Here is a 17379-nt window from a genome sequence, read left to right on the forward strand (position 1 = left end):
TGTCGCCGCTATGCGGGGTCTGCGAAGGCGGGCTCGGTGAGTTTTGCCGACCAGCGTTCTTCGACGTTGCCGAAACGCCACACGGCCAGCGCGGTGAGCCAGGAGACCACGAACAGGGCGACGATGCCGTAGCCGACGAAGTCGAGGTTGATGTTGGCAATCCAGGCCAGGGGCCCCGCGTCGATTCCCAGGCGCTCGGCGATGACGCCCACGAGTTCGATGGTGCCGATCACCAGCGCGACGGCCACGGAGATCGAGGTGATGGTCAGGTTGTAGAACACCTTGCGTACCGGTTTGGCGAAAGCCCAGCCGTAGGCGTAGTTCATGAACACGCCATCGGTGGTGTCCATCAGGCACATTCCGGCCGCGAACAGGATCGGTAGTACGAGGACGGCGTAGAAGGGCAGATTGAACGCCGCAGCGCCGCCCGCGAGGACGAGCAGGCCGACTTCGGTGGCGGTGTCGAACCCGAGCCCGAAGAGCACGCCGATCGGATAGATGTGCCAGGGCTTGGTCACGGATTTGGTCAACCCGCCGAGGAATCGGTTCATGAAGCCGCGGGAGTCGAGGTGCTTTTCCAGGGCCGCCTCGTCGTAGTGGCCGCGGCGGATGTCCCGGAAGACCTTGATGATGCCCACCAGGGCAACAAGGTTCAGGATGCCCAGGATCCACAGAAAGATGCCCGAGACAGACGGCCCGATCAGCGCGGTGACGGTGTGCAGTGTGGACCGTTCGTCTTCGACGGGCCCGACGAGAGCCTTGACTCCCAGTGCCAGCAACAGGGACAGGGCGAACACGATGGTCGAGTGCCCGAGGGAAAACCAGAACCCCACCGAGAGCGGCTTGCGATCCATCCCGTTGTCGAGGTTGTCGGCGATCAACTTGCGGGTGGTGTTGTCCACCGCTGCGATGTGGTCGGCGTCGAAGGCATGCCGGAGCCCGAGGGTATAAGCCAGGATTCCCACGCCCACCGTGAAGACCGGATGGTCTCCGCCCAGGTGATAGTTGTTGGGCGCGATGAACGCGAAGAGCACCACGAAACCCACCGCGTGCAGTAGGACGATGAATCCGTACATCCCCCAAAGGGATTGCTTGTCGCCCCGGGACAGGCTGCGGCGGAACTGGGCCAGCCCGGATGCGGTTCGATCGGTCACGTCGCTGGTTGTCATGTGACCGTCCCCCATCGTGGTGTGTCCGTGCGGGCACCCACAATCGGGGCTCAGGAGCACTTTCGGATCAGGCTATCCACCACCTGTTCACCTGTCCACGTGAACAGATATCTGCCATCAGCCGTGCTGTGCGCCGAGCCAGTGCAGCAATTCGTGCACCGTGTCATCGGCCAGCCGGTAACTGACGGTGCGCCCCACTCGGGTGGCCGTAACCCAGTGCTGGCTGCGCAGAACGCGCAGTGCCTGGGATACCGAGTTCTCAGATCGGCCGACCGCGGCGGCGAGATCGCCCACGCAGATTCCGGGAGCGCGGTGCAGCGCGAGCAGGATGTCCAGACGATGCGGGTCCGAGAGGAGTTCGAACCGCATCGACCATGCGGCTGTGTCGACGTCGGCACGAGCAGACTTCGCCGAATCGACTTTCGCCGCATCGACCTTTGCGGCTGCGTCCGAGTCGCTCATCAGCACAATCTAGCCATAGTGCTCGGCGACTGGCACGGCGTCAGACCAAGCCCAGCAGCGCGTTTTCGATCACCTCGGACAGCGCCGGGTGAATCCAGTACTGGCCGCGGGCCACGTCCTGTGCCCGCTGCCCGAACGACATCGCCTGGATCAGGGGCTGAATCAGTGACGACGCCTGATAGCCCATCAGGTGCGCGCCCAGAATCCGGCCGGTGCCGCGCTCGCCGATCAGTTTGAGGATGCCCGTCGTGTCCTCCATGGCCCAGCCGTACGCGGTGTCGCCGTACTCCTGCACCTTGACCACGACGTCGAAACCGGCTGCGCGCGCCTCGGCTTCGTTCATGCCGACCATCGCGACCTGCGGGTCGGTGAACACCGCGGCGGGCACGAACCGGTGGTCGCTGGCCACGAGCTCGCCGTCCCAGTCGCGCAGCAGGTTCTCCTTCACCGTCCGGGCTTCATGGTTGGCCACGTGCTTGAGCTGGTGGTGCGACGACACGTCACCCAGCGCGAAAATCCCACGCGCCGTGGTGCGTTGGAACTCGTCGACGACGACGTAGCCGTCGTCGTCGAGGCTCACCCCGGCGAGCTGCACATCGAGCAGATCGCCGTTGGGTACGCGGCCGGTGGCGACCAACAGGGCGTCGGCACGCAGGGTCTCGCCGTCGTCGAACTCGAGCACGACGCCGTCACCATCACGCTGTGCGCCGACGACGTTCTCCTGCGTCCGCAGATCCCATTTCTTGCCGACCACCGTGCTGAACCGCCGGCAGATCTCCTCGTCGCAGCGCCGCAGCAACCGGTCGCCGCGCAGGACGATGGTCACCTTCGAGCCGAGGGACGAGAACACGTGCGCGAACTCCACCGAGATGAAGCCGCCGCCGATGATCACCAGGTGCTCGGGCAGCGCCGGGATGCGCATGATGTCGTCGCTGGTGAAGTAGGGGACGCCGGAGCCGGCGATGTTCGGGGGAATCCAGCTGCGCGAGCCCGCGGCGATGACCACCTTGTCGGAGCTGAACTCGTCTCCCGCGGCGGTCCGCAACGTGTAGGTGCCGTCGGGCAGCGTCGGCCCGAAGCGGGTGTGGCTGCCGTAGACCGTGACGTTCGGCAGTCCGCGGCGGTACTCCTCGCCACCGGCCGCGATGGGGTCGATTCGGCCGAAGACGCGCTCGACGATGTCCGGCCAGCGCACGCCGTCGAGGTGCGAGTCGACGCCGAACGTCGCGCTGTGCCGGATGGTCTGCGCCACGTCTGCGGCGTAGACGAACATCTTGGTGGGGATGCAGCCGACATTGAGGCAGGTCCCACCGAAGGTGCCCTGCTCGCAGATCGCGACCTTCAGGCCGTCGTACCGCTCGTCGAGCACGCTGTTGCCCGAGCCGGTTCCGATGATGGTGAGGTCGTAGTGCTCCATGAGTTCAGGCCTGTTCGTGTTGCGTTGTGCGGGAGACCGCTTGGGGGAGATACCAATCCAGCCAGTGGGTCAGCTCGCCGAAGGCGACGGCACGCGGCGCCGGGAGCGACAGGAACACGTCGTGTTTGGCGTCGGGGACGGGGACGACGGTGCTGCGGCTGCCGACACAGCCCGCCCAGCGGGCGATCTGGCTGACGTCCAGCACGGCGTCGCCGCGCTCCATCCCGACGGAGGTCGTGGTCTCGGCGACGGTGTGGTCCGAGCGCAGGATCAGATTCGGCACCCCGACGTCGAGTCCGCGATGCAGCTGCAGTTGTCCGCGCCGGATGGCGTTGATCCAGCCGACGGTGACCGGGAAGCCGCCCAACGGTTTCCAGTCCAGGTTGTAGTCGAACTCGCCGCCGTGGTCGCGGTGCAGACTGGTGCCGTAGCCGCCCTCGGTCGGCCGGCGGATCACCGCCAGCTTGCGGAATCGGGCCAGTGCCCGCAGGGTGCCGGACACCGGAGCCGAACGCAGGACCGCCGGCCCGTGCAGATCGAAGAACGGGCTGTTGAGGACCAGGCCCGACACACGGTGCGCCTCCAGCGCGCCGGCGCGTCGGAGCTGATCGGCGAACAGCGTCGCGATCAGTCCGCCGGCGGAGTGGCCGTACAGGCAGACCCGGGCGCCGGCGGTGTCCGCGGTGATGAGCTGCAGGGCCCGACGGAGTTCGCCGTAGTACGACGCCAGGTCGGTGGTGAAGTGCGGGGTCTGCCCGGGGCGCCGCGACCGTCCGCACTTGTGCAGGTCGATCGCGTAGAACGCCATGCCGCGGGCGGCGAAGTGATCGGCGAGCTCGGTGTGGAAGAAGTAGTCGGTGTAGCCGTGGACCACGAGCACGGCGTGCTCTGCGCGGACCTGCCCACCACGCCGCACGACGGTGGCGACCAGGTCACCCTCTCCGTCGGGGTCGGGTCCCAGTGCGATGGTCTGCTGCCAGTACCCGGGCAGCACGTCCGGCTGCCACTCGGGTTGTCCCTGTGGCTCCTGCGGCGTCACGTGCTCAACCCTAACTGCGACGAACATCATGGTCGATGGGAGGAGATAGCGCGTCAGCGGCGAACACGGTCGCGATAACCTTGAGCACCGAGCATCCGTCAATACCGGCGGGTAACCCGAGTGCGAAGGACGAGCGATCACGTGTCGAATGCAAACGTAGCTGGGAGCGCACAGACCGACGTCGTCCTCGTGGGCGCGGGAATCATGAGCGCCACCCTCGGGGCACTGATCCGGCTGCTGGAGCCGGAGTGGTCCATCACCATGATCGAGCGCCTCGACGGTGCGGCCGCCGAGAGCAGCGATCCCTGGAACAACGCGGGCACCGGCCACTCGGCGCTGTGCGAGCTCAACTACACGCCGCAGAACGCCGACGGCACCATCGACATCAAGAAGGCCGTCCACGTCAACGAGCAGTTCCAGGTGACGCGCCAGTTCTGGGCCTACGCGGTGGAGAACGGGGTGCTGCCGGACGTCAAGAGCTTCCTGAACCCCATCCCGCACGTCAGCTTCGTGCACGGTGCCGAGCACCTGGACTACCTGCGCCGGCGCCGCGAGTCGCTGGTCACCAACCCGCTGTTCTCGACGATGGAGTACATCGACGACAAGGACGAGTTCGCCCGCCGGCTGCCGTTCATGGCCGAGCAGCGCGACTTCACCGAGCCGGTCGCCCTGAACTGGACCACCGACGGCACCGACGTCGACTTCGGTTCGCTGTCCAAGCAGCTCATCGGCTTCACCGCGCAGCGCGGTATGGACACGCTGTTCGGGCACGAGGTGACCAACCTCAGCAAGCAGTCCGACGGCAGCTGGAAGCTGGGCGTCGTGAACCGGCGCACCGGCGACCGGCAGAAGATCAATGCCAAGTTCGTGTTCCTCGGCGCCGGTGGTGGCGCGCTGCACCTGCTGCAGAAGGCCGGTATCCCGGAGGCCAAGGGCTTCGGCGGGTTCCCGGTCGGCGGTGCCTTCCTGCGCACCGACAACCAGGACCTGACGGTCAAGCACCAGGCCAAGGTGTACGGCCAGGCATCGGTCGGCGCGCCGCCGATGTCGGTGCCGCACTTGGACACCCGCATCATCAACGGCCAATCCTGGCTGCTGTTCGGGCCGTTCGCCGGGTGGTCGCCCAAGTTCCTCAAGCAGGGCTCGGTCACCGATCTGCCGCTGTCGGTCAAGCCCAACAACATCGCCTCGATGCTCGGCGTCGGCGTCACCGAACTGGGCCTGGTGAAGTACCTGCTCGAGCAGCTGGCCCTCAGCGAGGGCGAGCGAGTCGATTCGCTGCGCGAATTCGCCCCCAGCGCAGTCGATTCCGACTGGGAGCTGGATGTCGCGGGCCAGCGTGTGCAGGTGATCCGCCGCAAGGGCATCGGTGGCGTGCTGGAGTTCGGCACCACGGTCCTGACCGCCGAGGACGGCCGCATCGCCGGTCTGCTCGGTGCGTCGCCGGGTGCCTCGACCGCGGTACCGGCCATGGTCGAGGTACTGGAGCGCTGCTTCGGCGACCGCTACCAGGCCTGGCTGCCCAAGCTCAAGGAGATGGTGCCGTCGCTGGGCGTCGAGCTGTCCGGCGAACCCAAGCTGTACCGCGAGGTGTGGGACTGGGGGACCAAGGTGCTCAAGCTCGACCAGCCGGCCTGATCACGGATCGCGCATGACTGTCGCGCCGAGGCGAAGCTGGGCCAAGGATCTCGATGCCGCAACGCTTTACGAGCTGCTGAAGTTGCGCGTCGAGGTCTTCGTGGTGGAGCAGGCGTGTCCGTACCCCGAGCTCGACGGCCGTGACCTGCTGGCCGAGACCCGGCATTTCTGGCTGGAAAGCCCTGACGCACAAGTCATCTCGACGCTGCGGTTGATGGAGGAACATCCCGGAGGTGAGAAGGTCTTCCGGATCGGCCGGGTGTGCACCAAGCGCAGCGACCGCGGTCAGGGCCACACGACGCGGTTGATGCAGGCGGCGCTGGCCGAGGTGGGTACGTATCCCTGCCGGATCGACGCCCAGACCTATCTCGAGGAGATGTACGCCCGCCACGGATTCGTGCGCGACGGCGAGGAGTTTCTGGAGGACGGCATACCGCATGTGCCGATGATCAGACCGGGTCTGGGAGCGGGGCAGCAGTAGTGACCTATCCGTTCAGCGCGCTGGTGGGCCAGGACCAGCTGCGGCTGGCGCTCATCTTGTGCGCGGTGCGTCCCGACATCGGCGGCGTGCTGATCCGCGGCGAGAAGGGCACCGCGAAATCGACCGCGGTGCGTGGTCTCGCCGAGGTCCTGGCCGCCGTGGACGCCGGAGCCCGCCTGGTGGAGCTGCCCATCGGAGCGACCGAGGACCGCGTCGTCGGCTCCATCGATCTGCAGAAGGTGTTGCGAGACGGCGAACATGCCTTCTCGCCGGGCCTGCTGGCGCGCGCGCACGGCGGCGTCCTCTACGTCGACGAGGTGAACCTGCTGCACGACCACCTGGTCGACGTGCTGCTCGATGCCGCCGCCATGGGCCGGGTGCATATCGAGCGCGACGGTGTCTCGCATTCGCACGAGGCCCGATTCATGTTGGTGGGCACCATGAATCCGGAAGAGGGCGAGCTCCGGCCGCAGCTGCTCGACCGCTTCGGACTGACGGTCGACGTCTACGCCTCCCGGGACGTCGACGTCCGGGTCGAGGTGATCCGGCGCCGCATGTCCTACGAGGCCGACCCGGCCGGTTTCGCCGAGCAGTACGCCGTCGATGATGCCGAGCTGGCCGGCCGGATCGCCAAGGCCCGGGCCGCGGTGGCATCGGTGTCGTTGCCGGACAACGAATTGCGCCGGATCGCGGCGTTGTGTGCGGCGTTCGACGTCGACGGTATGCGCGCCGATCTCGTGGTGGCCCGCACGGCCGTCGCCCACGCGGCCTGGCGCGGCGCCGCTGCGGTCGATGCGGAAGACGTCCGCGTCGCCGCGGAACTCGCGCTGCCGCACCGGCGCCGGCGCGACCCCTTCGACGATCCGGGGCTGGACCCGCAGCAGCTCGACGACGCCATGGCGCAGGCCGACGCCGAATCGCAGTCCCAGCCGGACCCGGATCCCGATCCGGACCCGCCGGGCGGCGGGATCTCCGCCGACAGCTCGGAAGAGGCCGCGCCGCAGGGAAACTCGGCCGGATCGGGTAGCGCGTCGCGGCCCAGCGCGCCGCCGTCGGCGACCTTCCGGACCCGGGCGCTGGTGGTGCCCGGCGTCGGGGAGGGTGCTCCCGGCCGGCGGTCGCGGGCGCGCAACCGCACGGGCACCCCGATCGCGGCGACCGACGATGCGCAGGCCGGACACGGCGTGCACGTATTCGGCACGCTGCTGGCGGCCGCCGATCGCCGGCCACAGGCCGGCCGGCTGCAGGTGGCCCCCACCGACGTCCGCCACGCGATTCGTGAAGGGCGCGAAGGCAATCTGGTGATCTTCGTGGTCGATTCCTCGGGCTCGATGGCCGCGCGGGACCGGATGTCCGCGGTCAGCGGGGCGACGCTGTCACTGCTGCGCGACGCCTACCAACGCCGCGACAAGGTCGCCGTCGTCACCTTCCGGGGCGCCGAAGCCGCGTTGCTGTTGCCGCCGACGTCCTCGGTGCACATCGCGAGCCGGCGCCTGGCGCGTTTCGACACCGGCGGGAAAACCCCACTGGCGCAGGGGCTGCTGGCCGCGCGTGATGTGGTGCTGCGGGAGAAGGCCCGGGACCGGGCCCGTCGCCCCCTCGTGGTGGTGCTGACCGACGGCCGTGCGACGGGTGGACCCGATCCATTGGGCCGGACCCGGACCGCCGCCGGACTGCTCGTCGCCGAGGGCGCCGCCGCCGTCGTCGTCGACTGCGAAACGTCTTATATTCGACTGGGATTGGCGCAGCAGTTGGCCGGCCAGCTCGGTGCGCCCGTCGTGCAACTGGCGCAGTTGCGTGCCGACAACCTGGCCCGTGTGGTGCGGGCCGGGCAAGCCGCGGCGTAAGAGAACACAGCAGGAAGAACCTCATGCCACAAGGACAACCGCTCGTCGTCCCCAACGACGGACTGACCACCAAGGCGCGCCGCAACGCGCCGATCCTGGCGGTGCACACCGGCCCGGGTAAGGGAAAGTCCACTGCCGCCTTCGGGATGGCGCTGCGCGCCTGGAACCAGGGCTTCGACGTCGCGGTGTTCCAGTTCGTCAAGAGCGCCAAGTGGAAGGTCGGGGAGGAAGCGGCGTTCCAGACGCTCGGCCGGCTGCACGACGAGCAGGGCGTCGGGGGACCGGTGCAGTGGCACAAGATGGGCTCGGGCTGGTCGTGGACCCGCCGGCAGGGCTCCGATGACGACCACGCCGCCGCAGCCGTCGAAGGCTGGGCCGAGATCTCGCGCCGGCTGGCTGCCGAGCAGCACGACTTCTACGTCCTCGACGAGTTCACGTATCCGCTCAAGTGGGGCTGGCTCGATATCGACGAGGTGGTGTCGACGCTGACGCAGCGGCCCGGCACTCAGCACGTCGTCATCACCGGCCGCGACGCCCCGCCGCAGCTCCTCGATGCCGCCGACCTGGTGACCGAGATGACCAAGGTCAAGCACCCGATGGACGCCGGCCGCAAGGGCCAGCGCGGCATCGAATGGTGAGTGTGGGGTGACCACCAACCCCGTCCCGGCCGTGGTGATCGCGGCGCCGTCGTCGGGCAGCGGCAAGACCACCGTGGCCACCGGCCTGATGGGTGCGCTGCGCCGCGCCGGGCACGAGGTGAGTGCCGCCAAGGTCGGCCCGGACTTCATCGACCCGGGCTACCACGCGCTGGCCACCGGCCGGCCCGGCCGCAACCTGGATCCGGTCCTCGTCGGCGCCGATCTGATCGGCCCGCTGTACCGGCACGGCAGCGCGGGTGCGGACATCACCGTCGTCGAGGGCGTCATGGGCCTGTTCGACGGCCGGATCACCGATCAGCCCATGTCCCCGGCCCCGGGGTCGACCGCGCACGTGGCCGGGCTGCTCGGCGCGCCGGTGGTGCTGGTCGTCGATGCCCGCGGGCAGAGCCAGAGCATTGCCGCTCTGCTGCACGGTTTTTCGACGTTCGACCGGGCCGTGCGGATCGCCGGGGTGATCCTCAACAAGGTGGGTTCGCCGCGGCACGAACAGGTGCTGCGGCAGGCCTGCGAGCAGGCGGGTATCCCGGTGCTCGGCGCGATCCCACGGGACAGCGGGCTGGAGATTCCGTCCCGGCACCTCGGCCTGGTCACCGCCGTCGAGCACGGCCGCCGGGCGCACGAGGCCGTCGCCGTCATGACCGAGCTCGTCGCGCGCCACGTGGATATCGAAGCCGTCGCCCGGTGCGCCGGGATCGGAGCACTGGCCCCCGCGTGGGACCCTCAACTGGAGCCGGTGGCGAACGTCACGGTGGCGCTCGCCGCCGGGAAGGCCTTCAGTTTCGGCTACGCCGAGCACGCCGAGATGCTCGAGATGGCCGGTGCCGAGGTCGTGGCCTTCGATCCGCTCACCGACCCGCTGCCGGACGGCACGCAGGCGCTCGTCATACCGGGCGGTTTCCCCGAGCAGTTCACCGTGGAACTGTCGGCCAATGCCGTTGTCCGCGAACAGATTGCCGCGCTCGCGGCCACCGGCGCACCGGTGCACGCCGAGTGTGCCGGCCTCACCTATCTGGTCGACGACCTCGACGGACACCCCATGTGCGGCGTGCTACCCGGCTCGGCGCGCTTCACCGAGCGGCTCACGCTGGGCTACCGGGATGCGGTCGCGACGGTCGACTCCAGCATGCACGCTGCGGGCGAGCGCGTCACCGGCCACGAATTTCACCGCACCACAGTCGAATTCGCCGACGAGCAATCGCCGGCCTGGGTTTTCCGCGGCGCGGGGCAGGCCACGGTGCACGACGGCGCCGTCCGGCGCGGTGTGCACGCCGGCTACCTGCACACCCATCCGGCCGCACATCCGCACTCGGTGCGTCGGTTCGTATCGGCGGCAACTAAACTCGCCGAGTGATACTGCGCGCGCGAGGAGCAAAATGACGTCCCAGCATGCCTACCTCGTGGGGCTGCATCTGTCCGGTAAGAAGGTCGTGGTCGTGGGTGCCGGCAGCGTCGCCCAGCGCCGCTTGCCGCTGCTGATCGCCAGCGGCGCCGACGTCCACGTCGTCTCGCCCGCCGCCACCCCGGTGGTGGAAGCGCTGGTCGACAACCCCGACGGCACCGGCATCACCCTCACCTCGCGGGAATTCCAGAACGACGATCTCGACGGCGCCTGGTACGTGCTGGCCGCGACCGATGACGAGGCCGTCAACGCCGCGGTGGCCGACGAAGCCGACCGCCGCCGCATCTTCTGCGTCCGCGCCGACGCCGGCCTGGAGGGGTCGGCGGTGACCCCGGCGTCCTTCGAATACGACGGCCTGACGGTCGGTGTGCTGGCCGGCGGCGAGCACCGTCGCTCGGCCGCGCTGCGCACCGCCATCCATGAGGCGCTGCAGCGCGGCGCCATCGGTGACGCCGCCGAACCCGACAGCTACAGCGGTGTGGCGCTCGTCGGTGGCGGCCCGGGGGACCCCGAGCTGATCACCGTCCGCGGGCGCCGGTTGCTGGCCCACGCCGACGTCGTGGTGGCCGACCGGCTGGCACCGCAAGAGCTGCTCGCCGAACTCGGCCCGCACGTCGAGGTGATCGACGCCGCCAAGATTCCGTACGGCCGGGCGATGGCCCAGGACGCGATCAACGCCGTCCTGATCGACCGGGCCAAGGACGGCAAGTTCGTGGTCCGGCTCAAAGGCGGCGACCCGTTCGTCTTCGCGCGCGGCTATGAAGAGGTGCTGGCATGCGCCGACGAGGGCATTCCGGTCACCGTCGTACCCGGTGTGACCAGTGCCATAGCGGTTCCGGCCCTGGCCGGCGTCCCCGTCACGCACCGGGCCGTGACGCACGAATTCGTGGTGGTCAGCGGCCACCTCGCGCCGGGACACCCGGAATCGTTAGTGAATTGGGACGCACTGGCCGCGATGCGCGGCACGATCGTGCTGCTGATGGCCGTCGAGCGCATCGAACTTTTCGCCAAGGTTCTGCTGCAAGGTGGCCGACCTGCGGAAACACCGGTCCTGGTGGTCCAGCACGGGACGACGGCGGCGCAGCAGACGCTGCAGACGACGCTTGCCGACGCGCCGGAGGACATCCGTTCGGAGGGCATCCGACCGCCCGCGATCATCGTGATCGGGGACGTCGCGGCCTTCGCAGGGTTAAAGAAATCTTAAGATTACTGTAAGGTAGCTTTCCATGACGGCTCTCAACGACGCTGAGCGCACCGCCATGGCACACAGCCGCCGCGAACCGCTCACGATGCACGTGGGGCAAACCGAGGACGAGCGAAAGAGCTGGTATCCAGCCTGGCTTCCGTCCCCCCGCTTCCTGTCCGCAGTCATTGCCATCGGTGGCATGCAGCTGCTGGCCACGATGGACAGCACCGTCGCGATCGTTGCTCTTCCTAAGATTCAGGACGAGCTCGGTCTCTCCGACGCCGGTCGCAGCTGGGTGATCACTGCTTATGTGCTGACTTTCGGTGGTCTGATGCTGCTCGGTGGCCGCCTCGGCGACACCATCGGCCGCAAGCGCACCTTCATCGTCGGTGTCGCGCTCTTCACCATTGCTTCCATCCTCTGCGGCGTCGCATGGGACGAGACCACCCTGGTCATCGCCCGGCTGCTGCAGGGTGTCGGTTCGGCCATCGCCTCGCCGACCGGTCTGGCGCTCGTCGCCACCACCTTCCCGAAGGGCCCGGCCCGTAACGCGGCCACCGCGATCTTCGCGGCCATGACGGGCGTCGGTTCGGTGATGGGCCTCGTCGTCGGCGGCGCGCTGACGGTGTTCTCGTGGCGCTACGCGTTCCTCGTGAACGTGCCGATCGGCCTCGTCATGATCTACCTGGCCCGCACCACCCTGACCGAGACGTCCCGCGAGCGCATGAAGCTCGACGCGGCCGGCGCCATCCTGGCGACCCTGGCCTGCACCGCGGCGGTGTTCGGCTTCTCGATGGGCCCGGAGAAGGGCTGGATGTCCCCGCTGACGCTGGGCTCCGGCGCCGCGGCGGCCGTGCTGTTCCTGGCGTTCCTCTTCGTCGAGCGCAGCGCCGAGCACCCCGTCGTCCCGTTCAGCCTGTTCCGGGACCGCAACCGCGTGGCCACCTTCGCGGCGGTCTTCCTGGCCGGCGGTGTGATGTTCACGCTGACCGTCCTGATCGGCCTGTACGTGCAGGACATCATGGGCTACAGCGCGCTGAAGGCCGGCATCGGCTTCATCCCGTTCGTCATTGCGCTCGGCATCGGCCTGGGCCTGTCGTCGCAGCTGGTGGCGATGTTCTCGCCGCGCGTGCTGGTGATCGCCGGTGGCGTCCTGGTGCTCGCCGCGATGATCTACGGCTCTACCCTCAACGGCGGTATCCCGTACTTCCCGAACCTGGTCATCCCGATCACCGTCGGTGGTTTCGGCATCGGCATGATCGTGGTGCCGCTCACCGTCTCGGCCATCGCCGGCGTGGCGCTCAGCGACATCGGCCCGTTGTCGGCCATCGCGCTGATGCTGCAGAACCTCGGTGGCCCGGTCGTGCTGGCCGTCATCCAGGCCGTCATCACCTCGCGCACGCTGTACCTCGGCGGGACCACCGGTCCGGTCGCGAAGATGAATGCCGCGCAGCACACGGCCCTCGACCACGGTTACACCTACGGCCTGCTCTGGGTCGCCGCGGTGGCGGTGATCGTCGGTGTGGTGGCGCTGTTCATCACCTACAGCGCGGACGAAGTTGCGGCGGCGCAGGACACCAAGGAAGCGCTCGACGCCGGAGAGCTCTAGCTCGACGTAGTTCCCGGAGGATCGGCGTGCCCTCGTTTGTCACCCATGCGTCGCTGACGCATGGGTGGCTGCCGTTTCTGATCCAGCTGCTGGCTTTCGTGGCGCTGTGCTGCGCGATCGGACAACGGTCGCGGCAGTGGAGTGTTAGCCGCCTGCCGTGGGCACTCGCGGTCGGCGTGGCGTGCGCGGCCGGTTTGTACTGGTACATCACCTCGCTGGGCATCGCCGGCGACCCGGCCCCGGTAGGGCTGTGGATCTGGACGGCGCTCGGCGGGTTCGCCGTTTCGGTCCTGATTCTCGGCTGGCGCGGATCCCAGTGGCGGCGCCGCGGGATGGCCGTGCTCGCCGTGCCCCTCTGCGCGCTCTGTGCACTGCTGATGATGAATGTGTGGGTCGGGTACTTCCCGACCGCGTACGTGGCGTGGCACAAGTTCACCGTCGGCAAGGTGCCCGACGAGGTGGACCGCTGGACGGTGACGGCCATGCAGCTCAAAGGCATCCGGCCGCCGCGCGGTGTTGTGGTACCCATCTCGACCAGCTCGCAGGAATCCAACTTCGCGCACCGCGCCGAACTCGTCTACCTGCCGCCGGCCTGGTTCGCCAGCAATCCGCCGCCGCAGCTGCCGACGGTCATGATGATCGGCTCGCAGCTGAACACCCCGGCGGACTGGATCTGGGCCGGCAACGCCAAGGCCACGATCGACAACTACGCGGCGGCCCATGGCGGTACGGCGCCGGTGTTCGTCTTCGCGGACGCCACCGGTTCGTTCAACAACGACACCGAATGCGTCAACGGCAGTCACGGCAATTCGTCGGTCCACCTGACCAAAGAGGTGGTGCCGTACCTGATCTCGAACTTCGGTGTCAGCCCGAAGCCCGAGAACTGGGGCATTGTCGGCTGGTCCATGGGCGGCACCTGCGCGGTGCAGTTGACCACACGACATCCCAACCTGTTCAGCACATTCGTCGACATCGCCGGCGATCTGAGCCCGAACATCGGCAGCAAGGACCAGACCATCGCCAAGCTGTACGGCGGTGACGCGGCCAAATGGGCCGAGTTCGATCCGAGCACCGTGATGCGGCAGTACGGCCGGTACCACGGAATTTCCGGGCTGTTCGAAATCCCGGGCACCGTCGCGGCCTGCAACGCGCCGGGCCCCGGTGTGCCGCGCGATGCGCGGGCGAATCCGGAGGGCCAGGACATCGCGGCCGGGACATTGTGCGAAATCGCCCAGCAGCACGGCATCAACGCAGAGATTCGGGCGCTGCTCGGCCTCCACGACTGGGGCTTCGCCAACGAGGCGTTCGCGGATTCACTGGGGTGGGTGGCCGGCAAGCTGCACACGCCGGGAGTCGCGAATCCGGCAGGTCATCCGGACGCACCGGCGACGTCCACCACCCCGGATGCGGGGAGTGCGGCGGCAAGGCCGCACACCGTCCCGACGCTCTAGCTCGTCGTCGGCTTCGCCCGGTGGTCGGTGCTCCAGGTTTCGCTGCTATTCATGGTGCATGACTGCACTCCGTGCCCGGACCGTGATCGCGGCGGCTGTGCTCGCCGCGACGGCGATCACAGGCTGCCAGCGCCCACCGGCTCCCGGGCCACAGGCCGGTGCGCTGACGGGCGCCCCGATCCTCAACACCGTCACCGCGCAGGCCGTGGTGCGGGACATGGGCGCCGCAGGACTGCCAGCGGCCAACCCGCGGGATGTGGCCAAGCAGAAATGCCCCGACATCAAGTGCATCGAGGCCATCGAGACGGACACGGTCACGGTGCTGACCTTCTCGACGACCGGAGCTGCCGAAGGCTATGCGGGAGCGACACCGGGCACGTTCCAGGCGATGAACATCGTCCTGCAGTTCGGTCCGACGGTCACCGTGACAGACAAGACCGCCTACGAGCAGGTGGTCAACAAAGCGCTGCTCTGAGGACGTCCCAGCGCCACAGTGCTATGCAGGAAGCATGATCGTCCGGGGGTGTGACGTGGTCGAGGGGACCGAATCATGATGCGGCGCCAGGAGATTTCGGATGCGGTGAGTCCGCTGGGGTGGCGCCTGGTGCTCGGCGCGGTCTACACGGAGGTGCTGACGCCCGATCTGGCGGCTGCGGTGGCAGTGGCCACCGTCGTAGCCGAGGTGGCCGGCCCGCAGGCGCAGGGCCACCTGAACCTCGACGTCCGCGCCGACCGGGTTGTCATGCGGCTGCGCTCTGCCGATGGCGTCACCGCGCACGACATCGCGCTGGCACGCCGTATCTCTGCGGCGCTCGCCGAGCGCGGCGCGGCGACCGCGCCGGGTGATGTCTCGGTGCAGGCCATCGAGGTCGCGATCGACGCCATCGACATCCCGGCGGTGCGCCCGTTCTGGAAGGCCGTCACCGGCTACGTCGACGAAGCGGGTTCGTCGGATCTGAGCGGCGGACTCGTCGACCCGGCCGGCCGCGGCCCGGCCCTGTGGTTCCAGCAGATGGATGTGCCACGGCCGCAACGCAACCGCATCCACCTCGACGTCGACGTGCCGCACGACCAGGCGGCCGCCCGTATCGAGGCGGCACTCGCGGCGGGCGGCGTGCTGCTCAGTGACCGGGCGGCGCCCGCGTTCTGGGTGCTCGCCGACGCCGAGGGCAACGAGGTGTGTGTCTGCACCTGGCAGGGCCGCGATTAAGCTGGCCCCCCGTGATCACCCGCATGTCCGAGCTGTTCCTGCGCACCCTGCGCGACGACCCCGCCGACGCCGAAGTGCCGAGCCACAAGCTGCTGATCCGGGCCGGCTACGTCCGCCCGATCGCGCCCGGCCTGTACAGCTGGCTGCCGCTGGGCCTCAAGGTGCTGCGCAAGATCGAGGACGTCGTCCGCAGTGAGATGAACGCCATCGGCGCCCAGGAGATCCTGTTCCCGGCGCTGCTGCCGTGTGCCCCGTACGAGACCACCAACCGCTGGACCGAATACGGCGATGGCGTGTTCCGGCTCAAGGACCGCCGGCAGAACGACTACATGCTGGGGCCCACCCACGAAGAGTTTTTCACCCTGACGGTCAAGGGCGAGTACTCGTCGTACAAGGACTTCCCGCTGCGCCTCTACCAAATCCAGACCAAGTACCGCGACGAGGCACGTCCCCGCGCCGGCATCCTGCGTGGCCGCGAGTTCATCATGAAGGACTCGTACTCGTTCGACATCGATGACAGCGGCCTCAAGGACGCCTACCACGCCCACCGCGAGGCCTACCAGCGCATCTTCGACCGGCTGGCGGTCAAGTACGTCATCGTGTCCGCGACGTCGGGCGCCATGGGTGGCAGCGCTTCCGAGGAGTTCCTGGCCGAGAGCGAAGTCGGTGAGGACACCTACGTGCGCTGCCTGCAGTCGGGCTACGCGGCCAACGTGGAGGCCGTCATCACCGCGGTTCCCGAGTCACTGCCGATCGAGGGCCAGCCCGAGGCCGTCGTCTACGACACGCCCGACGCCCCGACCATCGCCACCCTGGTGGACTGGGCCAACACTGCCGGGCTGGGCCGCGAGATCACGGCCGCCGACACGTTGAAGAACGTGCTGCTCAAGGTGCGCCGGCCCGGCGGCGAGTGGGAACTGCTGGGCATCGGTGTGCCCGGCGACCGCGAGGTCGACGAGAAGCGGCTGGACGCGGCACTGGAACCCGCGGAGTATGCGTTGCTCGATGACGCCGACTTCGCGGCCAACCCGTTCCTGGTGAAGGGGTACGTCGGCCCGAAAGCATTGTTGGAGAACGGCATTCGCTTCCTGGTCGATCCGCGCATCGTGGACGGCACCTCCTGGATCACCGGTGCCGACGCGCCCAACAAGCACATCGTCGGAATGGTGGCCGGCCGTGACTTCGTGGCCGACGGGACCATTGACGTCGCCGACGTCCGTGACGGCGACATGTCACCCGACGGCGCCGGCCCGCTGGTCTCGGCGCGCGGTATCGAGATCGGGCACGTCTTCCAGCTGGGCCGCAAGTACACCGACGCCTTCAGCGCCGACGTCCTCGGCGAGAACGGCAAGCCCGTCCGCCTGACCATGGGCTCCTACGGCATCGGCGTCTCGCGCATGGTTGCGGTGATCGCCGAGCAGCACCACGACGAGCTCGGCCTGCGCTGGCCGAAAGCCGTCGCACCCTTTGATGTGCACCTCGTCATCGCCAACAAGGACGCCGAAGCGCGCACCGGCGCGACCGAGCTGGCCGGGGAACTCGACCGGCTCGGCCTCGACGTGCTGCTCGACGATCGCACCTCCTCGCCGGGCGTGAAGTTCAAGGACGCCGAGCTGCTGGGCGTGCCGTGGATCGTCGTGGTCGGCCGCGGCTGGGCCGACGGCACCGTCGAGCTGCGCAACCGGTTCACCGGCGAGAAGACCGAGGTGCCGGTCGACGGCGCCGCGACCGCCGTCACGGCTGCGCTGGCGGGGTAGTCGTCGGACGCGGACACGCGGGCAATTCGCTACGCCGAGGATTGCGGTCACTATG

Annotated in this window: 15 protein-coding genes; 11 read left to right on the plus strand and 4 right to left on the minus strand. The window is 68.5% G+C overall.

Annotated elements, in window-relative coordinates; translation table 11 throughout:
* Positions 1–8: 8 nt before the first annotated feature.
* The 4 genes from ACJEIK_RS12400 to ACJEIK_RS12415 all read right to left on the minus strand — a co-directional run bounded on the left by ACJEIK_RS12400 (position 9) and on the right by ACJEIK_RS12415 (position 4087).
* The gene (locus ACJEIK_RS12400) at positions 9–1169 is read right to left on the minus strand and encodes a HoxN/HupN/NixA family nickel/cobalt transporter (RefSeq protein ID WP_267325596.1); all 1161 of its coding nucleotides are present in this window, start codon (positions 1167–1169) and stop codon (positions 9–11) included.
* A 117-nt stretch (positions 1170–1286) separates the two neighbouring features.
* Complete coding sequence (locus ACJEIK_RS12405) at positions 1287–1631, minus strand: ArsR/SmtB family transcription factor (RefSeq protein WP_061000198.1); 345 nt, start codon at positions 1629–1631, stop codon at positions 1287–1289.
* A 40-nt stretch (positions 1632–1671) separates the two neighbouring features.
* Positions 1672–3048: a mycothione reductase gene (gene mtr, locus ACJEIK_RS12410; RefSeq protein ID WP_064860243.1), complete on the minus strand. Its 1377-nt coding sequence runs from the start codon at positions 3046–3048 to the stop codon at positions 1672–1674.
* Between the two features lie 4 nt (positions 3049–3052).
* Positions 3053–4087: an alpha/beta hydrolase gene (locus ACJEIK_RS12415; protein WP_409431534.1), complete on the minus strand. Its 1035-nt coding sequence runs from the start codon at positions 4085–4087 to the stop codon at positions 3053–3055.
* A 141-nt stretch (positions 4088–4228) separates the two neighbouring features.
* Here ACJEIK_RS12415 and mqo point away from each other — a divergent pair, with 141 nt between their 5' ends.
* The 11 genes from mqo (at position 4229) to ACJEIK_RS12470 (ending at position 17324) form a co-directional block, all read left to right on the plus strand.
* Positions 4229–5725, plus strand: coding sequence for a malate dehydrogenase (quinone) (mqo, locus tag ACJEIK_RS12420; protein ID WP_061000187.1), 1497 nt, complete (start codon positions 4229–4231; stop codon positions 5723–5725).
* A gap of 13 nt (positions 5726–5738) precedes the next feature.
* Positions 5739–6206 carry a GNAT family N-acetyltransferase gene (locus ACJEIK_RS12425; RefSeq protein ID WP_061010300.1) on the plus strand — a complete coding sequence of 156 codons (468 nt, stop codon included), beginning with the start codon at positions 5739–5741 and terminating at the stop codon, positions 6204–6206.
* Positions 6206–8053, plus strand: a complete 1848-nt coding sequence (locus ACJEIK_RS12430) for a magnesium chelatase subunit D family protein (RefSeq protein WP_060999781.1) — start codon at positions 6206–6208, stop codon at positions 8051–8053. Before ACJEIK_RS12425 ends, ACJEIK_RS12430 begins: the two co-directional genes overlap by 1 nt.
* A gap of 23 nt (positions 8054–8076) precedes the next feature.
* The gene (gene cobO, locus ACJEIK_RS12435; protein ID WP_060999783.1) at positions 8077–8691 is read left to right on the plus strand and encodes a cob(I)yrinic acid a,c-diamide adenosyltransferase; all 615 of its coding nucleotides are present in this window, start codon (positions 8077–8079) and stop codon (positions 8689–8691) included.
* A gap of 7 nt (positions 8692–8698) precedes the next feature.
* On the plus strand, positions 8699–10063 hold the full coding sequence (locus ACJEIK_RS12440; RefSeq protein WP_409431535.1) for a cobyrinate a,c-diamide synthase: 1365 nt from the start codon (positions 8699–8701) through the stop codon (positions 10061–10063).
* A 22-nt stretch (positions 10064–10085) separates the two neighbouring features.
* Complete coding sequence (cobA, locus tag ACJEIK_RS12445; protein WP_409431536.1) at positions 10086–11315, plus strand: uroporphyrinogen-III C-methyltransferase; 1230 nt, start codon at positions 10086–10088, stop codon at positions 11313–11315.
* A gap of 55 nt (positions 11316–11370) precedes the next feature.
* Positions 11371–12906: an MFS transporter gene (locus tag ACJEIK_RS12450; protein ID WP_234880622.1), complete on the plus strand. Its 1536-nt coding sequence runs from the start codon at positions 11371–11373 to the stop codon at positions 12904–12906.
* Positions 12907–12932: 26 nt separating this feature from the next.
* The gene (locus ACJEIK_RS12455) at positions 12933–14357 is read left to right on the plus strand and encodes an alpha/beta hydrolase (protein WP_060999791.1); all 1425 of its coding nucleotides are present in this window, start codon (positions 12933–12935) and stop codon (positions 14355–14357) included.
* A 58-nt stretch (positions 14358–14415) separates the two neighbouring features.
* Positions 14416–14832 (plus strand): hypothetical protein, encoded by a 417-nt coding sequence (locus ACJEIK_RS12460; protein WP_060999793.1) that lies wholly within the window; start codon positions 14416–14418, stop codon positions 14830–14832.
* A gap of 78 nt (positions 14833–14910) precedes the next feature.
* The gene (locus ACJEIK_RS12465) at positions 14911–15567 is read left to right on the plus strand and encodes a VOC family protein (RefSeq protein WP_409431690.1); all 657 of its coding nucleotides are present in this window, start codon (positions 14911–14913) and stop codon (positions 15565–15567) included.
* Positions 15568–15578: 11 nt separating this feature from the next.
* The gene (locus ACJEIK_RS12470; protein WP_409431537.1) at positions 15579–17324 is read left to right on the plus strand and encodes a proline--tRNA ligase; all 1746 of its coding nucleotides are present in this window, start codon (positions 15579–15581) and stop codon (positions 17322–17324) included.
* Positions 17325–17379 lie beyond the last annotated feature (55 nt).

The organism is Mycobacterium sp. SMC-16 (genome assembly GCF_046250085.1).
GTDB classification, from domain to species: Bacteria; Actinomycetota; Actinomycetes; order Mycobacteriales; family Mycobacteriaceae; genus Mycobacterium; species Mycobacterium phocaicum.

What these genes read in the sequence shown, in the direction of transcription:
- ACJEIK_RS12405 (WP_061000198.1), bottom strand. Translation starts at nt 1,631, where the DNA reads ATGAGCGACTCGGACGCAGCCGCAAAGGTCGATGCGGCGAAAGTCGAT.
- ACJEIK_RS12400 (WP_267325596.1), bottom strand. Translation starts at nt 1,169, where the DNA reads ATGACAACCAGCGACGTGACCGATCGAACCGCATCCGGGCTGGCCCAG.
- ACJEIK_RS12465 (WP_409431690.1), top strand. Translation starts at nt 14,911, where the DNA reads ATGCGGCGCCAGGAGATTTCGGATGCGGTGAGTCCGCTGGGGTGGCGC.
- mtr (WP_064860243.1), bottom strand. Translation starts at nt 3,048, where the DNA reads ATGGAGCACTACGACCTCACCATCATCGGAACCGGCTCGGGCAACAGC.
- ACJEIK_RS12425 (WP_061010300.1), top strand. Translation starts at nt 5,739, where the DNA reads ATGACTGTCGCGCCGAGGCGAAGCTGGGCCAAGGATCTCGATGCCGCA.
- ACJEIK_RS12450 (WP_234880622.1), top strand. Translation starts at nt 11,371, where the DNA reads ATGGCACACAGCCGCCGCGAACCGCTCACGATGCACGTGGGGCAAACC.
- cobO (WP_060999783.1), top strand. Translation starts at nt 8,077, where the DNA reads ATGCCACAAGGACAACCGCTCGTCGTCCCCAACGACGGACTGACCACC.
- ACJEIK_RS12460 (WP_060999793.1), top strand. Translation starts at nt 14,416, where the DNA reads ATGACTGCACTCCGTGCCCGGACCGTGATCGCGGCGGCTGTGCTCGCC.
- cobA (WP_409431536.1), top strand. Translation starts at nt 10,086, where the DNA reads ATGACGTCCCAGCATGCCTACCTCGTGGGGCTGCATCTGTCCGGTAAG.